This is a genomic window from Pantoea sp. sgz302252, from assembly GCF_047713085.1.
Classification (GTDB): Bacteria; Pseudomonadota; Gammaproteobacteria; order Enterobacterales; family Enterobacteriaceae; genus Scandinavium.
Window position 1 is genome coordinate 1 of record NZ_JBLFJW010000042.1, and the last position, 22,908, is coordinate 22,908.

Consider the following 22,908-nt stretch of genomic DNA (forward strand, 5'->3'; position numbering starts at 1 on the left):
TCAGCCTGATGTTTTTCGATAAAGACATACTTCATTTCAGGCGCTTCGCGAAGTATGTCGCGGCCTTTTGGAGAATGGCCAGCTCTTCATCTCGTTCGGCCAATTGGCGCTTGAGTCGGGCATTTTCGGTCGCGAGTTCCTGCTCACGTTCGCAAGCGGACAGGCTCTGCTGTTGCTTGCTGCGCCAGGCATAGAGCTGAGATTCATACAGGCCGAGTTCGCGCGCTGCTGCGGCCACGCCAATACGTTGAGCAAGCTTAAGCGCTTCGTCACGAAAGGCAGGCGAGTGTTGTTTACGGGGCTTGTTTTTCGTTGCTGATGGTTTAGTCATGAGTCACCTCTGGGTTAAGAGTTTACTCACTTAGTGCCGTGTCCACTATTGCTGGGTAAGATCACCGATGCGGTTAGGTAAGAATTAGCAACTGGCAAAAAAGTTGGTGGTAGAGAGCATATTGAGAAAGCAGAAACTTACTCAAAAGCCTTGCAGGATTGGTTAAATAAAAATCCACAAGCTTCGACAAGTGATAAAGCTGCTGCGGAAAACGTTCTTAAAGACATGCAAAATACGCTGAAGGGTAAGTGATGAAAAATTCAACAACTAACTATATAAGAGTATTCACTGAAAAGTCAGAGTATATAAAAAATGCAGTCAATATATGTTTGGAATATTGGTCACCTGAAGAAGCACCACTAATCTTATTATTTGCCAGCATAGGCAAAGCCCTTGCAAATCAGTTTGATGAACTTAGCGACACCGAAAGAGAACTGCTATTCCAACATGTAGAAGATGGTATGTTATCCAATGATGATGATTTGGCTACCGCTGTAGCTACCGGTTTGGTCGAGTCGATTGTAAATGCATCAAATGGAAATGATGAACTATGGAGAAGAATTGAGAAAAAACTCGGTAGTGAATCTCAAAAGCATGCCATTGCCTGGAGAAACTTTGGGCAATAGGGTAACTGTGAAGACTGCATCTTTTGACAGGGTCCCCTCTATCGACTGCATAAGATGCAGCCCATTAGGTTACATTATGAAAAGTATAATAATTTTATCTAAATTAATCCTCAGTGTGATTTATGGCATTGCATGCTTTTTTATATTGGGCATTGCTATTCGGTACGCGATAACTTATATGTACACAAAATCATTTAGTATCGATTATGATGACATATATAAGACGTTTATAATGAGTTGCATTGCAGGTTTTGCTGCTGCAATTGGTTCATGGATCTTTGCGAAAATAGACGAGCGTAAGAATAAAAGTCCCCCACCGTCAAATCCAAAAATATAGTTGAAATCCTGCCCTTGCCAGGTGGGATCTTTTCTCGTTCAGTTTGCTTCAAGGGCAACCTTCGCCACAGCACCCTGAATAATTGTAACAATACTAAAGGTCATGGGATATGGTTACCTTCCGTAAACTAATAGGAAACATCAATAACGGTCAGCAATCATCGCTTGAGCAATGGTTCGAAACGATAGTTGACATACCATTAGACAAACTATCCATAGAAGATCTTTGTCGCGCTATCCGCCAAGATCTTTGTGTTACTCAGTTACTACCTAGAGTACTAGATGTGCTGACTCAAGATCCTCTCGCAGGAGAATATTATGACGGCGAGGTCATAGCGGCAGTAGCAACCATAAAACCAGAGATACTAAAAAATAACCATAATCTCTATACTCAAATCAAAATTATCATCAATCAAATAAATTGTTCGGAAATTGACGATGAGCTTAGAAATGACATATTGAAAATCAATAAAATAGATAAGCAATAGGACTTTGGTTAACAATTTAACGTACTTGATTTGATGATTTGAGGTGATTCATGGAATTATTAGCGGTGATTAAACAACAAGCAGATCTAAGATTTACAGAAGATGAGCTATGGATATTAAATTCGGCTCTCAATGAAATCTGTAATGGTATATCTGTAGCAGAATTTGATACCAGAATCGGAGCAACACGAGATGATGTCGCATTGTTGCATGAGAAAATAGGTCAGACTCTGGATGCAATAGCCACTTCAAATTGAAACAAAGAAGCTCCTGCCCTTACCAGACGGGAGCTTTTAGGCCAGATGCCCCGGCATCACCCGAACATCCAGCGGCGTGTCAGTAGTAAACACGGCTTCCTCGATCCCGTGGCACTTCAGGTGTAGCATTTGGTTCTGCTGGAATGGCGATCATAGTGACCGCCATCCGCGAAATGGTTTAAAGGTAACAGAGTGTGGCTTATATAAATAAAAACATAGTGGACTTTCATAAATTATAATCTAAGGAGCTAATATGGAATGGGGATGTATTAAATGCGGAAAGGAAATACCTCAGTACGCGGAATTTTGCCCTGAGTGTGAAGAAAAACAATTTAGAAAAATAGGAGGGTTTCTCTACTTACCGCTTTTAGGGTTAATAATAACAGCAATATCCTATTTATTTGCAATGACACAAGCATTCAAGGTTTTAGTTGAAAGCTATTGGCATATAATACCAGAGGCTAAGATATTTTTTATTTCGTCTCTTTTCACTTATCTGGCAATGTTTATGTTCACTATTTTCACACTATCATTATTTTTAAGAAAGAAAAAATCTTTACCGAAGGTATATATGTTATTTCTAATATTGATAATTGTGACAATGTCAGTGAATACATACTTACTGTATCGACTGATCCCTGGCATCACAATTGGGTACAATGAACTTGTTCCTATCTTTAGAAATTTGATAACAGCACTAATATGGGTCCCTTACTTTAGGGTTTCAGTTAGGGTTAAAAAAACATTCGTACATTAATCCCTCTGAGGATTAAAGACTGATTCCTGGAGATGGGGTCATGCCAAAAAAGCATGGTATCAGGCTCTCTAATATTATTGATGCTATTCATTTCGGCCATTATTTATTCAGCTCCCCGCCCATGCCGGGCGGGATCACTTAGCTGACTCAAACCCCCTCAAGCGCCACCTTAGCCACAACCCCCTGCAAAAACATCATCACTTCTTGCTGTTCTTTCTGTGGTAGTTGCGTGGTTTTGTTCAGCACTGTCATCAATGGCGTTTCAGTCGGGCGAGTAGTAATGACCAGGCAACCCGGCATTACGCGCACATCCAGCGGCGTTCCGGAGGTAAACCCGGCTTCTTCCATCCAGATGCCGTTCAGGCGCAGGCTGGCATTTCGGGTGTAGCATTTGGTTCTGTTTGTCTTGCGGTCGTAGTGGCGAATGCTGACGTAACTGACGCTCATGCGGCGTAGCGGTTTAGAGATACCGTTATTTTTGTCTGTATCGGGAGCCGATTTCGCTCTGCAGATGACTTTGTTTTGCACGCCGTAACGGTCATATTTGCGTACTGGATCGTGCTTTTCTGAAATATTAGCCGAAGTTTCAGAAACTGTTTTGGCAATAGTTACTTCTGGCTTATGATTTTTGTCAGCCATGATCAACTCCTTGAAAGTTGTTTGTGGTCAGCGGTATGGAAGTGTTAGTCGCACTTTCATGCCGCGCTCTTTAATAATCTGTACTTATAATTTCGTTAATTTCCTGTTGCTGTCTGATGTTTCTTTGCCTTCGCTCATTATACCGTACTGAGTAAAAGTACAGTCCTTTATAAATGAGCAATGTTCAAAAATGCGAGGCTGCTTCAGGAAATCGTTTTACTTTATGCAGCGTTGCATATTAGATGCTAATTTAAATCGTTTTTGTATTCAGGGCGGTAATAATCCCCTGCCCTACGGCAAGGACGTCACGGTTAAAAGTGGGAACAACCTGCTGATGTGCAGACTGAAGGAAAAAAGTCGGCAACAGCCAGAACTGAGTAACTCACTGGAACAAAAAGATAAATGAATTAGCTCAAATTTGAATTGAGACAGCTTTGGCGTAGAGCTAAACAGCTTCGTGCCATGAACTGAAGTCTAAGGTAATCTGCCAGCCGAAAAGATAACTACCTTAACTGTGGTTATTCAGTCTATCGGTTGACAGCCTCATGCCATTATGAACGTTACTATCAACACAGTATGTAACTTATGGTGAACACTTTCATTACAAGCTTGGGTATTTTCCATCGTCATCAACTAAAAAGATCTGAGATAAGAACCAAGTATCCTTTTCTTTGAACAATTGATATTCATAAATTGGGGAATAGTACTGCTTTGATAATTTTGTCATAACAATCGCTGTTCCTCCAGTAATCTGAGTTGATAAGATTTTTTCTTGCTCAGGGTCGTGGCTAGATTCAGAACCAAAAGCTATAGGCTCGCCCTGAAAACCAGGTTTTGTATATTTACTCAGAAGCTCATTCCAACCCTTCTGTGCCAGGAGCATGGCATCTTTCTCTCCGTGAAACTGGAATGACTGATCATTCCATGACTTATAATCCCTTTGGAAAGAGATAACGACTTGTTCCGGCGTATTCGCCAAAACATCTCCAGCCATGAATAACCCAACGCTTAATAATAGTTTAATAAATAATTGTTTCATGCGTTCCTCCATATTTGGCATGTTTTATATTAGTGTTACTCAAGAGTTTTTCTTAAGTCAACTAAATCAATCGCTTCTCAATCTAAACGGCTACGCTCTAAGAGTTAGTTGCCGTTGTCCGCTCGTCGTTCGCAGTTGGCCTGATGGCTACACAGCCTGTCCGCCTCGTGCCATGAGCAGATATTTCACATTTCTTCTTATGTGACCCAAATCGGCATGCCACTATACTTAATAGTACATATTTCAATAGTTAAGGTAAAATGAAGGTTAAATTGCCAGGGTTCATGTAATCAATACAGGAAAGAGAATATCAGATGCCATCGTTATACACACTCAATGACCTGCTCGGACTGCTTGTTTTTTCGCGGAAATATCACTTTCTCCGCAACGATCTGGACGGCCAGATCATTGCATGGGCTGAAGATCAAATCACCAAAGGAAATGATTCGGAGACTCTTTTAATTCTCGCTTCACTGGGGTTTGATAATCAACCTGAGCGGACCGAGGTTGAATTATATGTGTCACGGTACATGGCAGAACAGCGTATAGATCTACCATCGCTAAAAACTGCAGCATTGGTCTGGATCAAGATATTTATGAGTCAACTTTCCCAGTGTGCATCCATCCATGATGCAGAACAGAAGATGTATTTTCTGGTATGTCATTGGCTTGAACCTGACGTAAAGATTTTTTCGGCGGTGGTCGATACCCTAAAATCGCTTTACTGGCATCTCTTTGATGAATGGGAAGGACCTGGTACAAGCGAAGCCGTTCGGATGAAGGAGTCAGAGTTCTTTGAGCTAATTAATCATGCGATGCTTCCCTATTCTGGTAAAATTGAGAATCCAGACTGGCTGGATATGCTTGCTCGGTAATTTTTGCCAGCATCCTGAAAGATGTCTTTCCTGTGTGCATAACTCCATCTGATCTGAATTTCTTTTCGCATTCTACTTGAGTATATTCAGCAAAAATTTCATTGTTCACCCTATGAGTCTAGACACAAAAAATTAAACTAACTGAATAGCCACTTTGCGCCAGAAGCGGGCTTTGCTGCATACATAAGTGTGTTAATTTGTAAGAACTAGACCGGGGAGATTCGAATGTTCTATTGGAGAAATTCTTCGAGCTATTCATCTACCAGGAATTGAAACTTCAACTGGTTATAGAATTCTGGGATATGCAGATTCGGCCAACTATGTGAATTATCTTTAACTGGACAGAATTACTGAGCCAATACCAGTCAAGTCTACCACCCAATTAAAATCAATTACTTACTGACATTTTTTTGTTGCTTGCTGATACCGCCCCCTCCCCAAAAACAAAGCCACCCTCCCAGGTGGCTTGTTCATCTCATTACTGTAAAACCACTAAACCCCTGCCCACCACAGCCGCAGTTTCATTCCCCAGCCGCTGGTGAAGCCGGTGGTGACAGACTTCACTTCGCCTTTTGAAATCACCACCAGCGTGGGCGTGACCTGAATTTGCCACTGGCGGGAGAGCGTGCCTTGCTCGTCGTTGACGACGGGCAGCGCGTACTTCTTGCGTGTCAGCCATTGCGTCAGCGTGGCATCGTCGCCGGATCGCAGGGCGACGCTCATCACGTTACCGCCCTCTTCCGCGATGTTCGCCACCGCTGGCGTGGTGTAGCGACACACTGCGCACCACGTTGCCCACACGTACACCAGCAACGGGCGTTCCTGGCTCATCGCGGCCAGGTCGACGGTTTCACCATCGATGGTTTGCAATGGCGCACTGACAAACGTCGCCGGCAGCGTCGGTTTACGAAACTGATCCATCACCAGCATCACGGCTGCCGCAATCAGCAGCAGCACAATGCCTTCGCGCAGCCAGCGCTTCAGCTTAGCTCGCATCGGCTTTCGCCAGCTCTTCTTTCACCAGCGCCTCCAGGTCTTCGTAAGGGATCGCTCCCGGCACCATCGTTTTGCCGACCAGCGTAGCGGGTGTGCCCTGCACGCCCAGCACCTGCGAGAGGATCAGGTTCATTTGCAGCGTTTCACCGCTTTGCCCGTCCGGCTTGATGTTCGCCGTGTTGGTCTTTTGCTGCGCGGCGAGGATCGACGCGTCATCGTGATAGCCCTTCTTCGACATCAGGCGCTGATGCAGCGCCCAGAACTGCTCTGGCTGTTCGCGCCATGCGGTGAGAGCGATCCTTGCCGACGCGGCAGAGCTTTCACTGCGGAACGGCAGCAGTTTGACCACCAGCCGCACGTCCGGGTATTTGTGGACGATTTTCTCCAGCTCCGGGTCGAACTGTTTGCAGTACGGGCAGTTGTAATCGGTGAACGACACCAGCGTCAGACGCGGCTTTTTCGCCCCCATCGCCGGGGTGTTCGGGTCGTTGAACAGCAAGTCCTGTAACTGCGGTTCGGCCGCCATGCTGAAGGTGGAAAGGCAGAATAAGAAAATCAGAGTGATGATGCGCATTAGTGTTGTCCTTTGGCCTGATTGAGGGTTTGCAGCACGTCATCGGTGCTGAGCAGCGGCGGCAATACCAGGCCCTGCTTCAGTTCTGGCCCGTAAATTTGATTGAACGGCACCGCCACGCTTTGGCGGGTGCGAAGAAACTGGCTGATGGTGTCCGATGGGCGGCTCCAGTCGCCGCGAAGGGCAACCACATCCGGGGCGGTCAGCGCTTCCTGTACGTCATCGCGCAGCAGGACGTTGTACTTATTGGCTTTGCAGGTCACGCACCAGTCGGCGGTCACGTCGATGAAGACGCGTTTGTTGTCCGCCAGCGCAGCGGTTATCGCCTGCTCGCTCAACGGTTGCCAGTTCACGCGATCTTCCACGATGCCTTTACTGTCCGGGCGCATCAGCAGGAATGTCGCCACGAGGACGAGCACGGTCGCAAACGTGCTGCCCATCGCGATACGTTTTCCCCAGCGCCATGCAATCGAAACCAGCAGAATAACGGCCACCAGAGCAAGCACGGCAAACGTTGGGATAAAGCCGATATGCGTTTTCAGCAGGCTGCCCAGCCACAGCGCGGAACCGAGCATCATCAGCCCGAGGATGGCTCTGACGACGTTCATCCAGCGGCCTGGTTTTGGCATTTTCAGCGCCAGCCCCGGCCAGATGGCGATGAAAATCCACGGCAGGCTCATGCCGATCCCCATGGCGAAGAAAAGACCCCATAACAACGGCAGAGGCGCGACCAGCGCGACGGAAACCGCCGTCCCCAGAAACGGCGCGGTGCAAGGTGTTGCCAATAGTGTGGCAAATGCGCCCTGCCAGAAATGCCCGGCCAGCGTGTTGCCGCCGCGAGTGGCGAGGAACGTCGAAACACCAGAGGAGAGGCGGATTTCAAACAGGCCGAGCAGGCTGGCGCTGAACAGCACCATCACCAGCGCCATCACCGCGATAAACCACGGGTTCTGGAACTGAATGCCCCAGCCGAGCGCCTGATTGCTGAGCCGCAGCAGCGTCATCATCAGCGCCAGCGCCAGGAACGAGGTGACAATCCCGATGCTGGAGGCCACAAACTGCTGGCGAACGTGGCGGCGATCGGTCGATTGCACCTGCACAATGCTGCCGAGCTTCATCGCCAGCACGGGCAATACGCACGGCATGACGTTGAGGATCAGCCCGCCCGCCAGCGCCATCAGCAGCACCCACCACAGCGATAATGCCTCTGCACTCGCCGCCGCTTGCCCGACGGCGAGCTGGCTTTCCTGCGCCTGCCCTTCGTCGCTCAGCACTACCGAAAGCGTTTTCCCACGTAAATCGGGCGCGGTTTCGCCCCAGCCGTCGCTCACTGGCACAGTGGCGGTCAGCGTATCGCCGCTGATTTTATAGGTTGGTTTGCCGAAATCGGTGTCTGCGAGCGTGTCGATAAACAGCTCTGGCTGCTGCCAGCCTGCTTCGCGCGTGGCGGTAACCGTGAGTTTTCCTGTCTGATAACCCGCTTCAAGATGCGATGTCAGGCCGCTTTTTAACGGCAGCGTGCCCATCGCGCGGGTGAAGTCGTAGCCAAACTCTTTGTCGGCGGGAACTTTCAAATCCAGGGTGAACGGGTAATCGGTGAGGATGCAAACGTTGCTGCAGGTGGAAAGCGTCAGCAAGCCCTGCAGTTTTTCAGGCAGGTTGCCGCGCAGGGTTATCGGGAAAGCGACGTTACCGTGATAGCCCTGAGTCGAAATGCCTGCCACGTCAAAACGCTGTGGAGCGGGCCAGCGCCAGTCCATTTCTACAGGTGATGACCATTTGATGGCAGGCGCAATGCCGCCCTCACCCGGCGATCGCCAGTAGGTTTTCCAGCCCTTTTGCAGGGCGACGTCCAGCAGCACGCGAGCCTCGCCGTCTGGCTGAGTCTGCGCCCGAAGCCGGACGCTGGCATGACTGTTATCGGCGGCACGCAGCCAGCCGCTGTCGGCAGCCTGGCTGACAGGCAGCCATAGCCAGAGCAGGCAGAGCACAAGCTGCCTGAAAAAAATACGCATAGATTTTCTCCGTAAATGATTAATTAACCTGAACTAACAGGCATTACTCACTCACGGAAGACGCATAATCGCAGATGCACCCTTAATCGGGGTGGCGAGATGTCGCGCGGCGGCCAGCGCCGTTCGAAACGCTGAGGGACAACCGAAAGCACAGCCATCAGCAATGCGACGGCAAACAACGCGCCTTCAAACATCACCGGTGGCGAAGCCAGCAGCGATTTGGCGCTGAGTTCACAAGGGGTGACGGGTGCGTCGCTGTCGACAGTTTGCTGCACGGACTGGGTTAACGCAGGGGAATTCATGACCAACGCATGCAGCCCCGCCATGCGCTGGGCGGTGCAGACAAGCACCACCAGACATGCCAGAGCAACGAGCAGAAAAGCTTTGCGTTGTTTTGCGATCATAAAAGCCTCGGTCATTTTCGAGGCTTATCTTAACGGCAGTTGGGCTGGCTTGCTGTAAAGAAGTGTCTGGAAAAGGCGCACCGGAAGTATCAGCCCCGGTGCGCGGAGATTAAAACCAGGGGAGCTGTTTTTTATCCAGATCTTTACTGATATACGCTTTTATCTGGCCAATAAGCGGACGCCTGAGTATCGGTACAATGACAAACCGGAGCATGCCGCTCATCAAAACAGATGCTTTATATGTCTTTGAAAAGGTACGAACTATGCACTTCAGCCGCTTATCGATACGCTCTGTCAGCTGCTCCAAATCCACCGGGGCAGTTGGCCAGGCAGGCAAAGGCTCCTGCGGCTGGACACTCGCCGCGAGTGGGATCAGCGGATATTCTCCCTTGCCGGTTGGGACATGCCGATCGCCGGCAAGGAACAGACGATTACCCTGTGGCAGCGAGAAGTACTCCCGTAAAAACTGCTGGCAATTCCTGCGCCCCAGCGTGTAGTCATGATGGCGATACTCCTCACTCAGAAACCCGCCGAAGCCGCCGAGCGATCCGCTGGCAATGGCCGTATTATCTGGCTCTCTGCGGTTTCCATCTTCTGAACGAACCGGCGCAATCAGATAGCGACTGTAGACCTTTTCGTCCATTGCCAGCGCTAAATCATCAGGGTTAAATCTGAGTTGCTCAAAGGCGGCCGAAAAAAGCCCGGTAATGCTGTTCAGGATCGTGAAAGGCGCAGGCGGCTCCTCTCTGCCGGACTTTGCCGACTGAGGAAAAGGATCGATCATTATCACCGCCCTACGGGCGCTAATCCCATCACGAGGGTTGCTGCACGCTAGCCCCGCCATCTCTTTACGCGCCAGCTCCATCGGTTCATTGTCCATCACGCCCCCGTCCACAATATATTCGTTCACTGATAATGGGACGGGAGGATGGCTATCCCACTCGGGAAAGAGTTGCCGAATTTTCACCTCATTGCTCTCTGGCGCCGTCGTGGTAACAAAACGATAGCTCAACGTCTGCGGATTTCGTTTTTCATAGCGGGGAGCCAGCGCCAGCGGAAATGCCCCGGATGCCAGCGCGGCATTGCCCAGTTCGACCCAACTGGCAATGGCGGTTTTTTTCACAAACGAAGGATCCAGCACGACATCATCCGGTCTCCTTTTAATCGGTTTATTCGCCTGATAGCCAACAGAAAAACTGGACCAGGTTTTATGCAGCGTCATCGCCTGGCCTGCTGTGCTATTTCCGGTAATCGGGAAAAAATAGGGGATCCCTTGCAGGCTAGTCTGAGTGAAAATATAGCGAACGCGCTCGTGCAGCCAGGCTCTCTCTGTCACTTCAGCGCTATAATCCAGCGCTTTGTTGGTGATAGCCTGCAGGACATCGCAATTTAGCAACGATTTCACGACACCACTCTGCTCAAGATCGTCAACGGTAAGCAGCTTATTGATGTCGATATCTTTCACCCAACCTGAATAAAACGGATTATTCAGTAAGCCAGGGTCCATTCCGGGTCGAAGAGGGGGATATTTATAGCGAAGCGCCCCTGCGGCAATGGCGGCGTTCATGCTGCCTGCGGAAGCGCCGGCGATAACCCGAACGCGCACCTTATGTCGGGGGATGGATGAGTCTGGTTTCAGTTTCTCGTTTTCCCAGGCATCCAGCGCTTCAAACAAAAAATCCAGCACTCCCGCGGTATAGCAGCCCGCAGAGATAGCGCCTGCCATCACCAGAGCAATCTCAAACGTGTTGTCATCCGGCGGTGCTTCGGCTTCCCTGTAGGGTTCGATAATCCCCTGCGGATCTGGATCCGGAAAATAATAACCCTCTGCATCTTTACCCATACCTGACTCCCCCGTGATTAAACCTGATCGGCCCGGTTTTTCAATAATGCGATAACACCCTGCCTTTCTTTAATAAAGCCATTATTGTCGAGTTGATATTCCTGAAGTCCGACACCAAAAGAGACAGTATCGCCAACATCCCCCCATCACCCGTACCACATTATCACGAACCTCAACGACGATATCCGAATGGCTATTATATTCAGCGTGATTTTCTGCATAATCAAAGGTGTCATTGTTCCGGCGGGACCTGTCGCAACGCCCATTTGTTGCTGTAAAAAACGCCTGCGTGCCAGGAAAGCCGCTCGGCACGGAGATCTGCTTTTCCGCTAATAACTTTGACAGCACAGCGCCGCTGCCATAGGCACCGATCGCAAAAGCTGAACCAATGGTTTGCTGTATCGCCTCAAAATAGTCGAGTATCGGCCCGTCTATCTCCCGAGCGCTGCAATCCATATCGCCGGAAAAAAGGATCGTACTTCCCTGACCCACAGGCTGACCAATGGCCAGGCCAAAATCCTCTTTATATGACATAGACCCCCCGTGAAATGAATTAGGCTGCTATTGAATAATCTGTGTGTTGAAAAGATGCCATGCCGCATCAATGAACATCAGATTTAGCATAGCCTGAAATTAAATGGCATAATGCTTTCTGCTGAATAACAAAAAATATAAACCCCAAAATTTAACTTTAATTAAAATTTCATGATTTTTTATTAGCTATGCTTTATTTTACATTCTTTCAATTGCCTGTGGATGGCTGGCATCCCTTTTCAGCCAGTGATAATCTGCCAGCCATCCCGCCGAACCGGAAACCCAATAAGCACGCCATGAACAAACCGATCAAACGGCTGGAAATCATTAAGAATGCGATTGAGCTGGAAGATGACGACATCATCCACAGCCAACTGGTGCAGCTCAAAAAAGAGAGCCTGGATGACGGTCTGAAGGGCATTGTTCAGGCGCTGGAACAAAAGCATTATGCCGAGGCCATAACGGCTATTCTCGCCTGGCTGCAAAACCAGCGCGCGCTGACGGCCTGGCAAGATCCTCGCATCGCCGCGAATAAGCTCGAACTGAAAACCCTGGAAAGCGAACTGCGGGATCTCATCGATCGCCGCAACTCACGCATTCAGCGGCTGGATGAGTTTAACGATCTCTACATGACACGCCTCGGGCCGCTGATGACGGAGATCCTGCGTCTGCGCAAAGTGCTGGCCGAGAAGATACTGCGCAAGCAGCTGCGCGAGGGCGATCGCAGCGAACCCGTCACCGAAGAGTCAGCCCGAAAAGCCGACGCGGATTATGAATCCTGTCGGCAGCGCCATCAGGAAGCCCAGCGCCACCAGCAGGCACAGCAGCGGCTGGCGGAGTCAGAACGTCAGGAATTAAAACGCTTGTGGCGGCAGGCGAGCAAACTCTGCCATCCGGATCTGGTGGAGGATGAACTGAAAGCAGAAGCCACCTCGCTGATGGTGCAGTTGAATCAGGCACGCCAGCGCAGCGACCTCGCCAGCGTAAAGATGATCCTCGGGAAACTGATGCAGGGCCAAAAGCCGATGATGGCAAGCGTTAGGCTGAACGATCTGGAACGTTTAACGCGGCGCATTGCTGAAATTCGCCAGCAAATTCAGGCACTCAATGAAGAGCTTGGTAGTCTGGAGAAAGAAGGCTCATGGCAACTGGTGACGACGCTTCGCGACCCGGAAGGGTATTTCCAGCAGCAGGAAAAAGCGATGCGAAATACGATTTATACGCTTGAGAGGCAAATTGTCGATGCCGGGTTTGACGAGGTGGCTTGAGTATTTGAGTGACCCCTCTCCCCTGCCCTCTCCCAAAGGGAGAGGGAGAAAGCAAGGTCGCTCCTGACGGTCCCCTCTCCCCGCGGGAGAGGGTTAGGGAGAGGGGCTGGCACAATCACTTTTGATGCCAGTAAGCCTGAGAACGCACTAACTGCGGGTCGATAGCGTCAGAAATGCAGTTATCCAGCAGCGCTTTCACCACTGCGCCTTCTCCGGTTAGCCACAGGAAATAGTCTTCTTCCGGCACCGTCACCGCTTTCAGTTTCTCCGCGACGGCTTCCTTGCTGTGACCGATAACCCAGTCAATCCCGAAGCCGCAATCTGCCAGGTAATCCTGATAGCTGGCATCTGCCACCGTCACAATGGCTTTCACCTGCGGGCGCACAGGCAACTCGCGCAACGCTTTAAATCGGCGCAACAGCGCGGGCATGCCTGACTCATCCGCAACATAAAGCTGCCAGGCGTAATCTTCTGGCACCACCAGCGATCCGCGTGGGCCGCCAATCGTCAACTTATCGCCTGCTTTGGCATTCATCGCCCACTGGCTTGCAACACCGCCTTCGTGAATGAAAAAGTCATACGTCAGTTCGTTACGCTGCGCATCGAACAGCGGAGTGTAATCGCGCGATACCGGGCGCACGCCTTCTGCCCACACGATGCCTTCATCGGTCATCGTCGGCGGTGCGAAATGGCTACCTGGTTCCGGGAAAAAGAGTTTGGTGTGATCGTCAAATCCTGGGGAGGTGAAGCCTTCCAGCGCCTCACCGCCCAGCACAATGCGCTGGAATGCCGCGCTGACACGTTCTACGCGAAGAACCGTCAGTTCACGGAACCGCAGCTCGTTACGGACTCGCTGCGGGTATTTCTGTTTAGGGGTCGTCATCGGTCAGCCTCTGCAAAAGTTGGTCGTTATCATTAACGCAAATGATAATGATTTACAACAAAACGCAAAAGCACAGGATGTGCGGTCTTTGCCCCTGACTAAAAGATCAATACAGCGGAGAGTTGCTTCTTCGTAATCCCGAAGATCTGCCTGCAGGTCATAAGATAAAACTGGCGGAGTGACTGGAAATGAATGGCGTATAAATAGCGAGATAACAACTGATCTTACTCACAGATAATGGAGACCAGACTAAGCGAGGTTCTGGGGTATGTAATGGCAGAACGGAGGCGAGTTAACGCTGATTTTAATCTCGTGAGGAAAACAACATTAATGCGTAGTCACAAAGAAAGAGAATAGCCTATTTTTTGTAACTACATGAGCAAAAACAAAACTGACACATTTCTACCGAACAAATCACCAACGCTCAGGAAGTTTATAAATTTCTGTGACGCGTCCTTTTATAACATCAATGTACCCTCCTTTCCGTAACTCAGATATCACTTTAAGGATCATACTCCGTGAAAGCCCCGTCCGCTGTTTAACAAACTCCGCAGTAGTAATTTCATACCTGAGTAAAGCTGGCTGTTCCATATACTCTTTAATATGCTCTCTTATTGATGTATAAGCATTTACTCCGGTCAGCACTGCATCACGCGCAGCCCAAAGCTCCGTAAAGAAAGCCAGTATTTTTGCCACATCCTTCCACATATAATTTTCATTAATAATCTTGATGGCGTCATCACTCAGCAATGAATAACAATCACATGGACCAAGAGTACGCAAATAAAAATACTCTTTATTATGAACCAGTGAGGAAATCCCTAAAATAATCGGTGGCTGTACAGAGAAAACTTGTAAATCATCAAGGTGACGGTGAAGGGTGCAATAGCCGTGAGGTATCATGTGTATAAATCTTTCACTGGGCTCGTTATCATTTGTCTTTACAATGCAATTCCCTAATAATTCTCTGTGAATAGCATGACTCCTCAACACCAGCATTAATCTACGAAAAGAACCAAATGGCTTTTCAGGCCTTTTGCTATCAAAAAATATATCATTCACATTCAGAATCCCCCGGACAAAGATGACAATGCATTGTGATGAAGAGAGAACATCCCGGCATCTGTTTAAAATAATATAAAATAAACATTAATTTCTTAACAAAGTCAATAATAACATCACAACATCAAACCAGGAATACTCTTATCAAAAATTCCATTTTTGGACGGCAACCGCGGTAACGTTACAAAAAAAAACAACAAAAGCATAAAAGGCAGGTTTTTGAATACAAAGGCAGGATTATATCCACTATTGACGTTTGTTCAATTGCAAAAACCAATTTATATTTTAGCCAACAGATTAATTTATTTAAGCTGTATTTTTTTAATGTCATTATAAGAGAAGGTTGATTTACATGAAAATAAATATATTTCCCCTCAGAACCCTGCTCGTTCTGGCCGCTACCGGACTTTCGGTACCTACTATTACTCAGGCGACGGATGGTACAGTTAACTTCACGGGGGAAATTATTGCTGACGCGTGTCAGGTTGACAGCGCATCTCAGAACCTGAACGTAAATCTTGGTAAAGTTGCTGCAACCTCATTCAGTTCTTCAGGTGCAAAATCATCGCCAACAGCCTATAAAATTACGTTAAGTAGCTGTCCTGAATCCGCAACTGGCGTCACCATAAAATATGACGGAAATGCAAATGCTACTAATCCGTCATTACTTAAACTGGATCCGGTAGCCGCTCCCGGCACTGCCGCTAGTGGGGTAGGTATTGAAATTGCCGATGCGACCGGCACCATAATTCCTTTACAAACTGCGTCAGCTGTGTTTCCGGTAAATAGTGCAGATAATACTGCGATCCTTAATTTTGTTGCCCGCTATGTCTCAACAACAGCAACGGTTACGCCAGGGATTGCAAACGGTACTTCTCAGTTCACGCTGAATTACCAATAATATTAAGTAGGTTAGCAGGTAGTGTTCTCCTTATCACTACCTTAACATTTTAACCAAAGAAAAATAAAACTCATGCATTGCAAAATTATATTATCAACTCTCATAGGTGGCCTGCTCCTGTTAGGTTCAAAAACCTACGCAGGTGTTATTGTCGGCGGTACCAGAATCATTTACGATGGCAGTAAAAAAGAAACATCATTGTCTGTACGCAACCCGGACAACATCGCCTACCTGATTCAAGGCTGGGTAGATAATAAAGGTTCAAAAGGTGATGAAAATAATAGCACTGAGGTGCCGTTTATTGTTACACCGCCATTATTTCGCCTGGATAAAGGCAAAGATAACCTCATTCGAATAATCTACAATGGTAAACCGTTACCGCAAAATAAAGAATCCGTATTCTGGATGAACGTCAAATCTATTCCGGCATCAGATACTCAGGCTAAAAACGTCCTCCAGCTTTCGATTAAAACACGTATTAAATTATTTTATCGCCCACCAGGTCTCGAAAAAATAAAAGAGAATGAATGGCAACAAGTTGATTTCAGGCGTAAAGACAATACTGTTGAGGTAAATAACCCTACCCCCTACTATATTAGTTTTTATAGTTTAAAAATCGATGGTCACACTATTGACACTACCGATATTATGGTTCCCCCTCTCGGAAGTGCTCGCTATAACCTGCCAGAGAATGTGACCGGAAATCAGGTCAGTTGGCAGTTCATTAATCGTTTTGGCGGTAACAGTGAGGCACTAACTGCTCAACTTAAATAAATCACTTTTATTACCAGGATGAGACTAAATAGTGAAAAGATATGCAAAGAAAAAATTCCACATCACGTTAAGGAGCCACATATTCCCATATGCGTTACTTATTGCAGTACATTCGCCATACTCTTACAGTGAAGAGACTTTTAATGTTCATGCCCTTGAAGTAGACAATCCTGGAAATTTACCTGTTGATTTATCTCAGTTTACCCGCGAAGGTGGGCAATCCCCCGGAAACTATCGCGTTACCGTCTGGCTAAATGGTAACGAAACAGACTCAAGGGATCTGCTCTTCCGTAAAACAGAGCAGGGAACACTGGAGCCGGAACTCACACTTGAGATGTTGCAATCTCTTAATATTAATACGGCAGCAATTCCTGCATTACAGAAAATATCACCGGGTGAAATCCTCTTTCCATTAGAAAAATACATTGAAAAAGCCACTGTTGACTTTGATTTTTCGCAGCAGCAACTCAATATAACGATTCCTCAGGCCTTAATGAATACCACCGCTCAGGGCGCGGTAGATCCGGCCTTATGGGATGATGGTATTCCTGCCGTTTTCACCAGCTATGCCTTCACCGGGGCCAGCAATACACAGGATAATAACAATGACAAGGTCCGGACCGATAATTATTTCCTCAGCTTGCGTAGCGGAATGAACATAGGCGGCTGGCGTTTACGCAATTACAGTACCTGGAACTATAACCATTCTGACAACAATGCAACCGCCCAAAACAAATGGGACGCTATCAACACCTGGTTACAACACGATATTAAAGCTGTCAGGGGGCAATTTATTGCAGGCGACAGCTTCACGCCTTCCGATATTTTTGACAGCGTACAGTTCCGTGGCCTGCAGGTTGCATCAGATGACAACATGCTGCCGGACAGCCTGCGCGGATTCGCTCCGGTAGTACGCGGTATTGCGCAGTCGAATGCTCAGGTAACCATCCGCCAGAACGGTACGGCTATCTACCAAAGTTACGTTCCACCGGGAGCATTCGCCATTAGCGATCTCTATCCCACATCTGCCAGTGGCGATCTCCAGGTTACCATTCGCGAAGCTGACGGTACCGAAAGATCATTTACCCAGCCTTTTTCCAGCGTTCCGATTATGCAGCGCGAAGGCAGGCTCAAGTATGCCCTGACCGCAGGCAAATACCGTAGCTCAACGACAGATGGCGACGAGCCCAAATTTATCCAGACAACCGGACTCTATGGTCTGAATAATGGCGTTACGGTGTATGGCGGAACACAGCAGGCGGAACATTATCGTAACCTTGCTGCCGGGCTGGGGTTGGGACTCGGTGATTTAGGCTCTGTCTCTTTTGACCTCACCCAGGCATGGAGTGAACTCTATACGGGCAACAAGTCGGGACAATCTGTGCGTTTTCAGTATTCCAAAGATATCGAGAGTACAGATTCAACTATCACGCTGGCAGGTTATCGCTACTCCACCTCCGGGTTTTATACCTTCGGAGAAGCGGCAGATTACCAGGCACTACGTGAAAGTGATGATGACGATAGCGAGTCCACCTATACCCGCTACAACAAGCGCAGCAAAGTGCAGACTGTTTTTACTCAGAATATTGCTGGCGGTACCGGTGGCTCGCTGTCGCTTTCCGGCTATCAGCAGGATTACTGGGGCGTTGACGGTTACGAACGTAATGCAACGATCAGCTACAACCAGAACGCATGGAACGTCAACTGGACACTCTCCTGGAGTTATACCGGCAATGTGGATTCTACGCGAGGTAGCGATCAGCAGCTTGCGCTGAATATCAGTATTCCTCTGGAACGCTGGCTGCCCGGTTCCTATGCCACCGCAAGTTACACCAGCAATAAACATGGCGACTCCAGCTATCAGACCGGGTTAAGTGGCACCGCGCTGGAACAACAAAACCTCTCCTGGAGCGTGTCAACCAGCGGTCAGAATCACGGTGGCGATAACAGTGGTAATGCCACCGCCGACTATAAAGGCAGCTATGGTGAAGTGAATGCTGGCTATACCTTCAGCCCCGACAATCAACAAATCAACTATGGCCTTCAGGGGTCGCTCTTTGCTCACCGCTGGGGGGTGACGCTGGGTCAGCCTGTTGGCGGCGATATGGCCGCAATCGCCCTCATCAAAGCCCCGGGAGCCGCCGGAACCCGAGTGGAAAATAATACCGGCATCAGCACCGACTGGCGCGGATACACAGTGGTGCCCTGGCTTTCGCCCTATAAACGCAACCGTATTACGCTCGAACCAGACAGCCTGAACGATGACGTCGATATCACAGATAGCGTCCAGCAGGTGGTACCAACAGCGGGTGCCGTGGTCCTGTCGGCGTACACGACCCATATTGGCTCACGTATTTTACTCACGCTCTCCCGTAATGGCACGCTTCTGCCGTTCGGCACACCGGTGGCAGTGAATGGCATCGCGCAGAACAGTGGCATCGTCGGCGATAAAGGCGAAGTGTATCTCAGCGGCGTCAACAACGGCGACACGGTGACCGCACAGTGGGGGAGTGACAGGGATCAGCGCTGCACGGCGCAGATAACGTTAAGTGAAACGGAAAATCCTTCCACAGGTATTCAGCAAATGACATCCAACTGTCTACGCTAATATAAGTACAGGTAAATTATGCAGATCAAAAAAATCGCCCTGCCATTGCTCATTTTGTGTCTCCTTCCGGTCAGCTTTTTTAGCAAAGCTTCCTGCGACAAGACACCCGGTGCTGGGTCAACGCATTGGGATAACATTAACCTTGGCAGCATCACCGTTCAGCGTGATGTTCCGGTTGGCACAATGATCTATTCACAGCGACTGAATTCCACTCAAGAAGGCGCGGCGATTATCACTTGTACATCTCCGTCCTATACCCTCACGGCGAGTCTGCTACGTGACCCGAGCGGTGTACTTGAACATGTCTACCAGACTGGCATACCGGGCGTCGGTATAAAAGTCTATCTGACCGCAGATCCATCAACGCCTTTCGAAAATCCGCCCTACACTGATACCATTTCTGTTTCTGGTTCATCCGTAAATATTGCAGGTAGCGGGGCAATGGTCGAGCTCTATAAAACGGGTCCGATCACCTCAGGAACCGTAACGACCGGGAAGCTCTTTTCGCGAACCTACAGTGGCTATGAGGGCTTTTTCGGCACCCTGGTCGGCGGCCAGGTCCAGCAGCTGGCCTGCACGCTGAACCAGACCAGCGTGAATATCAATCTGGGTGACTGGATGACGACTGATTTTACCGCTCCCGGCAGCAGTACGGTGTCGAAGCCAGTCAGTATAGGCCTGAACTGCGACAGCGGTACTCGCGTCAACGTCAACATCCAGGGCGATGCCGATACGGCGCAGCCCGGCACCTTAAAGCTGACGCCAGAGGAGAATGCTGCCACTGGCGTTGGCGTACAAATGCTCGATCAGAACGGTGCCCCAGTCACGTTGAACAGCAAGTACCTGCTTGCCACCACCAGCACAACAGGCACCTACACCATTAACTGGCAGGCCCACTACATTCAGACAGGCTCAACGGTCAATAGTGGTCCCGCTAATGCCAATGCAACCGTTTCCATTTCCTATGAATGATCTTATGAAAGTACAACCCCTTTTTGCCCTGATGTTGCTATGTGGCGTCATGGCCTGTGCACAGGCGGATGATGTACAGCTTAATTTTAGCGGCACCATCAAATCGCCATCCTGCTTACCAGACCCGTCATCAATGACCATGGACCGTCAAGTCTCTCTGGGTTCCGTCAGCACAACAGTACTTGGTGGACCGGGAGATCTGTCCGATCCGGTTGACTTTGATTTGGTCATAAACTGTCCGGTAGCCGGGCCGGGCACCGCAACAGTCCAGTTCAGCGCCAGGGCTGACGCCAGCGATCCGACGCTGATTGCCATCGATGGAGGCGATAATAGCGCCAGCGGCGTCGCAATCCGGCTTGAGGAGGAAAATGGTACCAAACTGCCTCTCGATCAGGTGTCCGCAGCCCGGGCGCTGGTTCCCGGTCTGAACTCGTTAAATTATCGTGCCCGTTACCAGGCTCTGATCGACAGACCGGGTATCGTACCCGGTGTCGCTAACGGTACGGCCCAATTTACCATTAACTACCAATAAATCCGGTAATCATCATACCGATCGTCGCAACGGGTTGAACCGACCCAGAACTGTGCGAGTGCAACCACTGCACCAGCATGGTGCAATCGTTCAATATAATGACCGTCCTTATGCTGAAAGCTCAGGAGTAAAAATCGCACAAATGTTATAGAAATGATTAAATTTTGTAACACTCAGCCCTCCGCAGCCGTTTATCTTGATTTTTGCGTTCCGCTCCAGGGTGGCGTAATCCCTGCAATACTTAAATCAGTATCATGTGATACGCGATACCCAGGAGCATATTTTGAACAGGTTACCTTCCAGCGCCTCGGCTCTTGCCTGCAGCGCGCACTCACTGAATCTCATTGAAAAGCGCACGCTTGATCATGAGGAGATGAAATCACTCAACCAGGAGGTTCGGGAATACTTCAAAGAGCATGTGAATCCGGGGTTTCTTGAGTATCGCAAGTCTGTCACTGCAGGCGGGGATTACGGAGCCGTAGAATGGCAAGCGGGCAGTCTGAATACGCTTGTCGACACCCAGGGACAAGAGTTTATCGATTGTCTGGGGGGGTTTGGGATTTTCAACGTAGGGCACCGTAATCCAACAGTGGTTTCCGCCGTACAGAATCAACTCGCGAAACAACCGCTTCACAGCCAGGAACTGCTCGATCCGCTGCGTGCAATGCTGGCAAAAACGCTGGCGGCACTGACGCCGGGCAAACTGAAATACAGCTTCTTCAGCAACAGCGGAACGGAATCCGTCGAGGCCGCTATCAAGCTCGCCAAAGCGTATCAGTCACCACGCGGGAAATTTACGTTTATCGCCACCAGCGGCGCATTCCACGGGAAATCTCTCGGGGCGCTGTCGGCAACGGCGAAATCCACCTTCCGCAAACCGTTTATGCCGCTGCTGCCGGGCTTCCGTCATGTGCCGTTTGGCGATATCAACGCCATGCGCACCGTGCTGAGTGAATGCAAAAAGACCGGTGATGACGTCGCGGCGATTATCCTCGAACCGATTCAGGGTGAAGGTGGCGTGATCCTGCCTCCGCAGGGTTATCTGCCTGCGGTGCGTAAGCTCTGCGATGAGTTTGGCGCACTGCTGATCCTCGACGAAGTGCAAACCGGGATGGGCCGCACCGGCAAAATGTTCGCCTGCGAACATGAAAACGTGCAGCCGGACATTCTCTGCCTCGCCAAAGCGCTGGGCGGGGGTGTGATGCCGATTGGCGCGACGGTGGCGACAGAAGAAGTATTCTCGGTGCTGTTCGACAACCCGTTCCTGCACACCACCACCTTTGGCGGTAACCCGCTCGCCTGTGCGGCGGCGCTGGCGACCATCAACGTGCTGCTGGAACAGAACCTGCCGGCTCAGGCCGAACAGAAAGGTGACATGCTGCTGGACGGTTTCCGCCTGCTGGCACGTGAATATCCGGATCTGGTGCAGGAAGCGCGCGGGAAAGGGATGTTGATTGCCATCGAGTTTGTCGACAATGAAATCGGCTACAGCTTCGCGAGCGAAATGTTCCGCCAGCGCATTCTGGTGGCGGGTACGCTCAACAACGCCAAAACCATTCGCATTGAACCCCCGCTGACACTGACAATTGAGCAGTGTGAGCAGGTTATCAAAGCGACGGGGAAAGCGTTGGCTGCACTTCGGGTGTCAGTGGAGCAGGCATAACTGCCGGATGGCGCTGCGCTTATCCGGCCTACGAAAAGCATACAATTATCATGGGCTTACAGGCCCGGTTGTAGGCCCGGTAAGGCGTAGCCGCCACCGGGCATTTTTCGTTTAAACGATCCGCACGCCAGCAGGCATAGCACGCTCGGCGGTCAACAGCACGCTTTCGCTTCCGTCTTCTGTTTCGGCACACAGCAGCATGCACTCCGACACTTCACCGCGCATTTTTGCTTTCTCCAGGTTGCACAGCACCACTACCTGTTTACCCATTAGCTCATCCTGTGCGTAGTAAGGTACCAGGCTGGTAACGGTCTGAAGCGTGCGCCCGCCAACGTCAATCTGCACGATGTACAACTTGTCGGCGTTCTCATGTCTTTTCACCGCAACAATTTTACCGGTGCGCATCTCCAGACGAGCGAAATCCCCGTAAGCTACCTTTTCCATGTCAATCCCCAGGTAAATATTTAGTAAAACTATCACAGCATAAGCGGCACTGTCGATCAATGGATTTTTACTAAATTCGCCGGATTC

At 49.4% G+C, this 22,908-nt stretch carries 23 protein-coding genes and 2 pseudogenes; 12 read left to right on the top strand and 13 right to left on the bottom strand.

The window, feature by feature from the left end:
• Positions 1–331: pseudogene (locus ACLW56_RS22620) on the bottom strand (transposase); the annotation flags it as partial.
• A 251-nt stretch (positions 332–582) separates the two neighbouring features.
• Between ACLW56_RS22620 and ACLW56_RS22625 the strand changes: the two are divergent.
• The 3 genes from ACLW56_RS22625 to ACLW56_RS22635 all read left to right on the top strand — a co-directional run bounded on the left by ACLW56_RS22625 (position 583) and on the right by ACLW56_RS22635 (position 2,038).
• Complete coding sequence (locus ACLW56_RS22625; RefSeq protein WP_330985920.1) at positions 583–957, top strand: hypothetical protein; 375 nt, start codon at positions 583–585, stop codon at positions 955–957.
• A 446-nt stretch (positions 958–1,403) separates the two neighbouring features.
• The gene (locus ACLW56_RS22630; protein ID WP_330985921.1) at positions 1,404–1,781 is read left to right on the top strand and encodes a contact-dependent growth inhibition system immunity protein; all 378 of its coding nucleotides are present in this window, start codon (positions 1,404–1,406) and stop codon (positions 1,779–1,781) included.
• Between the two features lie 50 nt (positions 1,782–1,831).
• Positions 1,832–2,038: a hypothetical protein gene (locus tag ACLW56_RS22635; RefSeq protein WP_330985922.1), complete on the top strand. Its 207-nt coding sequence runs from the start codon at positions 1,832–1,834 to the stop codon at positions 2,036–2,038.
• A gap of 36 nt (positions 2,039–2,074) precedes the next feature.
• On the opposite strand, the pseudogene ACLW56_RS22640 reads toward ACLW56_RS22635, so the two are convergent.
• Positions 2,075–2,170 (bottom strand): annotated as a pseudogene (locus ACLW56_RS22640) (hypothetical protein); the annotation flags it as partial.
• Between the two features lie 121 nt (positions 2,171–2,291).
• Between ACLW56_RS22640 and ACLW56_RS22645 the strand changes: the two are divergent.
• Complete coding sequence (locus ACLW56_RS22645) at positions 2,292–2,795, top strand: DUF2569 family protein (protein ID WP_330985923.1); 504 nt, start codon at positions 2,292–2,294, stop codon at positions 2,793–2,795.
• A 147-nt stretch (positions 2,796–2,942) separates the two neighbouring features.
• On the opposite strand, the gene ACLW56_RS22650 is transcribed toward ACLW56_RS22645, so the two are convergent.
• Positions 2,943–3,434 carry a SymE family type I addiction module toxin gene (locus tag ACLW56_RS22650; protein ID WP_330985924.1) on the bottom strand — a complete coding sequence of 164 codons (492 nt, stop codon included), beginning with the start codon at positions 3,432–3,434 and terminating at the stop codon, positions 2,943–2,945.
• 601 nt (positions 3,435–4,035) lie between these two features.
• On the bottom strand, positions 4,036–4,473 hold the full coding sequence (locus ACLW56_RS22655) for a hypothetical protein (RefSeq protein ID WP_330985925.1): 438 nt from the start codon (positions 4,471–4,473) through the stop codon (positions 4,036–4,038).
• A 314-nt stretch (positions 4,474–4,787) separates the two neighbouring features.
• On the opposite strand from ACLW56_RS22655, the gene ACLW56_RS22660 reads away from it, so the two are divergent.
• A complete protein-coding gene (locus ACLW56_RS22660) occupies positions 4,788–5,348 on the top strand; it encodes a hypothetical protein (RefSeq protein ID WP_330985926.1) in 561 nt (186 codons plus the stop codon).
• Between the two features lie 492 nt (positions 5,349–5,840).
• On the opposite strand, the gene ACLW56_RS22665 is transcribed toward ACLW56_RS22660, so the two are convergent.
• The 6 genes from ACLW56_RS22665 to ACLW56_RS22690 form a co-directional block, all read right to left on the bottom strand.
• Positions 5,841–6,344, bottom strand: coding sequence for a protein disulfide oxidoreductase (locus ACLW56_RS22665; protein ID WP_330985927.1), 504 nt, complete (start codon positions 6,342–6,344; stop codon positions 5,841–5,843).
• Positions 6,334–6,918: a DsbA family protein gene (locus ACLW56_RS22670; RefSeq protein WP_330985928.1), complete on the bottom strand. Its 585-nt coding sequence runs from the start codon at positions 6,916–6,918 to the stop codon at positions 6,334–6,336. The genes ACLW56_RS22665 and ACLW56_RS22670 overlap by 11 nt, the downstream gene beginning before the upstream one ends.
• Complete coding sequence (locus ACLW56_RS22675; protein WP_330985929.1) at positions 6,918–8,933, bottom strand: protein-disulfide reductase DsbD family protein; 2,016 nt, start codon at positions 8,931–8,933, stop codon at positions 6,918–6,920. The genes ACLW56_RS22670 and ACLW56_RS22675 overlap by 1 nt, the downstream gene beginning before the upstream one ends.
• Positions 8,934–8,980: 47 nt before the next feature.
• The gene (locus tag ACLW56_RS22680; RefSeq protein WP_330985930.1) at positions 8,981–9,337 is read right to left on the bottom strand and encodes a copper resistance protein; all 357 of its coding nucleotides are present in this window, start codon (positions 9,335–9,337) and stop codon (positions 8,981–8,983) included.
• Between the two features lie 109 nt (positions 9,338–9,446).
• Positions 9,447–11,180, bottom strand: coding sequence for a patatin-like phospholipase family protein (locus tag ACLW56_RS22685; RefSeq protein WP_330985931.1), 1,734 nt, complete (start codon positions 11,178–11,180; stop codon positions 9,447–9,449).
• Between the two features lie 81 nt (positions 11,181–11,261).
• The gene (locus ACLW56_RS22690) at positions 11,262–11,714 is read right to left on the bottom strand and encodes a glycoside hydrolase domain-containing protein (protein ID WP_330985932.1); all 453 of its coding nucleotides are present in this window, start codon (positions 11,712–11,714) and stop codon (positions 11,262–11,264) included.
• A 296-nt stretch (positions 11,715–12,010) separates the two neighbouring features.
• On the opposite strand from ACLW56_RS22690, the gene ACLW56_RS22695 reads away from it, so the two are divergent.
• The gene (locus ACLW56_RS22695) at positions 12,011–12,982 is read left to right on the top strand and encodes a DNA repair protein (protein WP_330985933.1); all 972 of its coding nucleotides are present in this window, start codon (positions 12,011–12,013) and stop codon (positions 12,980–12,982) included.
• Positions 12,983–13,097: 115 nt separating this feature from the next.
• Here the strand turns inward: ACLW56_RS22695 and ACLW56_RS22700 are convergent, their stop codons facing one another.
• Both ACLW56_RS22700 and ACLW56_RS22705 read right to left on the bottom strand, forming a co-directional pair.
• Entirely contained in the window at positions 13,098–13,865 is a 768-nt protein-coding gene (locus ACLW56_RS22700; RefSeq protein WP_330985934.1) for a siderophore-interacting protein, read from the bottom strand.
• A 414-nt stretch (positions 13,866–14,279) separates the two neighbouring features.
• The gene (locus tag ACLW56_RS22705; RefSeq protein WP_330985935.1) at positions 14,280–14,927 is read right to left on the bottom strand and encodes a helix-turn-helix domain-containing protein; all 648 of its coding nucleotides are present in this window, start codon (positions 14,925–14,927) and stop codon (positions 14,280–14,282) included.
• A gap of 352 nt (positions 14,928–15,279) precedes the next feature.
• On the opposite strand from ACLW56_RS22705, the gene ACLW56_RS22710 reads away from it, so the two are divergent.
• The 6 genes from ACLW56_RS22710 (at position 15,280) to ygjG (ending at position 22,377) form a co-directional block, all read left to right on the top strand.
• Positions 15,280–15,828 carry a fimbrial protein gene (locus ACLW56_RS22710; protein ID WP_330985936.1) on the top strand — a complete coding sequence of 183 codons (549 nt, stop codon included), beginning with the start codon at positions 15,280–15,282 and terminating at the stop codon, positions 15,826–15,828.
• A 72-nt stretch (positions 15,829–15,900) separates the two neighbouring features.
• The gene (locus ACLW56_RS22715) at positions 15,901–16,602 is read left to right on the top strand and encodes a molecular chaperone (RefSeq protein ID WP_330985937.1); all 702 of its coding nucleotides are present in this window, start codon (positions 15,901–15,903) and stop codon (positions 16,600–16,602) included.
• A gap of 31 nt (positions 16,603–16,633) precedes the next feature.
• Positions 16,634–19,210 (top strand): fimbria/pilus outer membrane usher protein, encoded by a 2,577-nt coding sequence (locus ACLW56_RS22720; RefSeq protein WP_330985938.1) that lies wholly within the window; start codon positions 16,634–16,636, stop codon positions 19,208–19,210.
• A gap of 18 nt (positions 19,211–19,228) precedes the next feature.
• Positions 19,229–20,182, top strand: coding sequence for a fimbrial protein (locus ACLW56_RS22725; RefSeq protein ID WP_330985939.1), 954 nt, complete (start codon positions 19,229–19,231; stop codon positions 20,180–20,182).
• 4 nt (positions 20,183–20,186) lie between these two features.
• Positions 20,187–20,714, top strand: coding sequence for a fimbrial protein (locus tag ACLW56_RS22730; RefSeq protein ID WP_330985940.1), 528 nt, complete (start codon positions 20,187–20,189; stop codon positions 20,712–20,714).
• Positions 20,715–20,997: 283 nt separating this feature from the next.
• A complete protein-coding gene (gene ygjG, locus ACLW56_RS22735; RefSeq protein WP_330985941.1) occupies positions 20,998–22,377 on the top strand; it encodes a putrescine aminotransferase in 1,380 nt (459 codons plus the stop codon).
• A 111-nt stretch (positions 22,378–22,488) separates the two neighbouring features.
• Here the strand turns inward: ygjG and ACLW56_RS22740 are convergent, their stop codons facing one another.
• Entirely contained in the window at positions 22,489–22,821 is a 333-nt protein-coding gene (locus ACLW56_RS22740) for a tRNA-binding protein (RefSeq protein WP_330985942.1), read from the bottom strand.
• Positions 22,822–22,908 lie beyond the last annotated feature (87 nt).

Bases quoted from the DNA above. Each gene is read 5' to 3' on its own strand.
- ACLW56_RS22625 (WP_330985920.1), top strand. From the start codon at position 583: ATGAAAAATTCAACAACTAACTATATAAGAGTATTCACTGAAAAGTCA.
- ACLW56_RS22630 (WP_330985921.1), top strand. From the start codon at position 1,404: ATGGTTACCTTCCGTAAACTAATAGGAAACATCAATAACGGTCAGCAA.
- ACLW56_RS22635 (WP_330985922.1), top strand. From the start codon at position 1,832: ATGGAATTATTAGCGGTGATTAAACAACAAGCAGATCTAAGATTTACA.
- ACLW56_RS22645 (WP_330985923.1), top strand. From the start codon at position 2,292: ATGGAATGGGGATGTATTAAATGCGGAAAGGAAATACCTCAGTACGCG.
- ACLW56_RS22650 (WP_330985924.1), bottom strand. From the start codon at position 3,434: ATGGCTGACAAAAATCATAAGCCAGAAGTAACTATTGCCAAAACAGTT.
- ACLW56_RS22655 (WP_330985925.1), bottom strand. From the start codon at position 4,473: ATGAAACAATTATTTATTAAACTATTATTAAGCGTTGGGTTATTCATG.
- ACLW56_RS22660 (WP_330985926.1), top strand. From the start codon at position 4,788: ATGCCATCGTTATACACACTCAATGACCTGCTCGGACTGCTTGTTTTT.
- ACLW56_RS22665 (WP_330985927.1), bottom strand. From the start codon at position 6,344: ATGCGAGCTAAGCTGAAGCGCTGGCTGCGCGAAGGCATTGTGCTGCTG.
- ACLW56_RS22670 (WP_330985928.1), bottom strand. From the start codon at position 6,918: ATGCGCATCATCACTCTGATTTTCTTATTCTGCCTTTCCACCTTCAGC.
- ACLW56_RS22675 (WP_330985929.1), bottom strand. From the start codon at position 8,933: ATGCGTATTTTTTTCAGGCAGCTTGTGCTCTGCCTGCTCTGGCTATGG.
- ACLW56_RS22680 (WP_330985930.1), bottom strand. From the start codon at position 9,337: ATGATCGCAAAACAACGCAAAGCTTTTCTGCTCGTTGCTCTGGCATGT.
- ACLW56_RS22685 (WP_330985931.1), bottom strand. From the start codon at position 11,180: ATGGGTAAAGATGCAGAGGGTTATTATTTTCCGGATCCAGATCCGCAG.
- ACLW56_RS22690 (WP_330985932.1), bottom strand. From the start codon at position 11,714: ATGTCATATAAAGAGGATTTTGGCCTGGCCATTGGTCAGCCTGTGGGT.
- ACLW56_RS22695 (WP_330985933.1), top strand. From the start codon at position 12,011: ATGAACAAACCGATCAAACGGCTGGAAATCATTAAGAATGCGATTGAG.
- ACLW56_RS22700 (WP_330985934.1), bottom strand. From the start codon at position 13,865: ATGACGACCCCTAAACAGAAATACCCGCAGCGAGTCCGTAACGAGCTG.
- ACLW56_RS22710 (WP_330985936.1), top strand. From the start codon at position 15,280: ATGAAAATAAATATATTTCCCCTCAGAACCCTGCTCGTTCTGGCCGCT.
- ACLW56_RS22715 (WP_330985937.1), top strand. From the start codon at position 15,901: ATGCATTGCAAAATTATATTATCAACTCTCATAGGTGGCCTGCTCCTG.
- ACLW56_RS22725 (WP_330985939.1), top strand. From the start codon at position 19,229: ATGCAGATCAAAAAAATCGCCCTGCCATTGCTCATTTTGTGTCTCCTT.
- ACLW56_RS22730 (WP_330985940.1), top strand. From the start codon at position 20,187: ATGAAAGTACAACCCCTTTTTGCCCTGATGTTGCTATGTGGCGTCATG.
- ACLW56_RS22740 (WP_330985942.1), bottom strand. From the start codon at position 22,821: ATGGAAAAGGTAGCTTACGGGGATTTCGCTCGTCTGGAGATGCGCACC.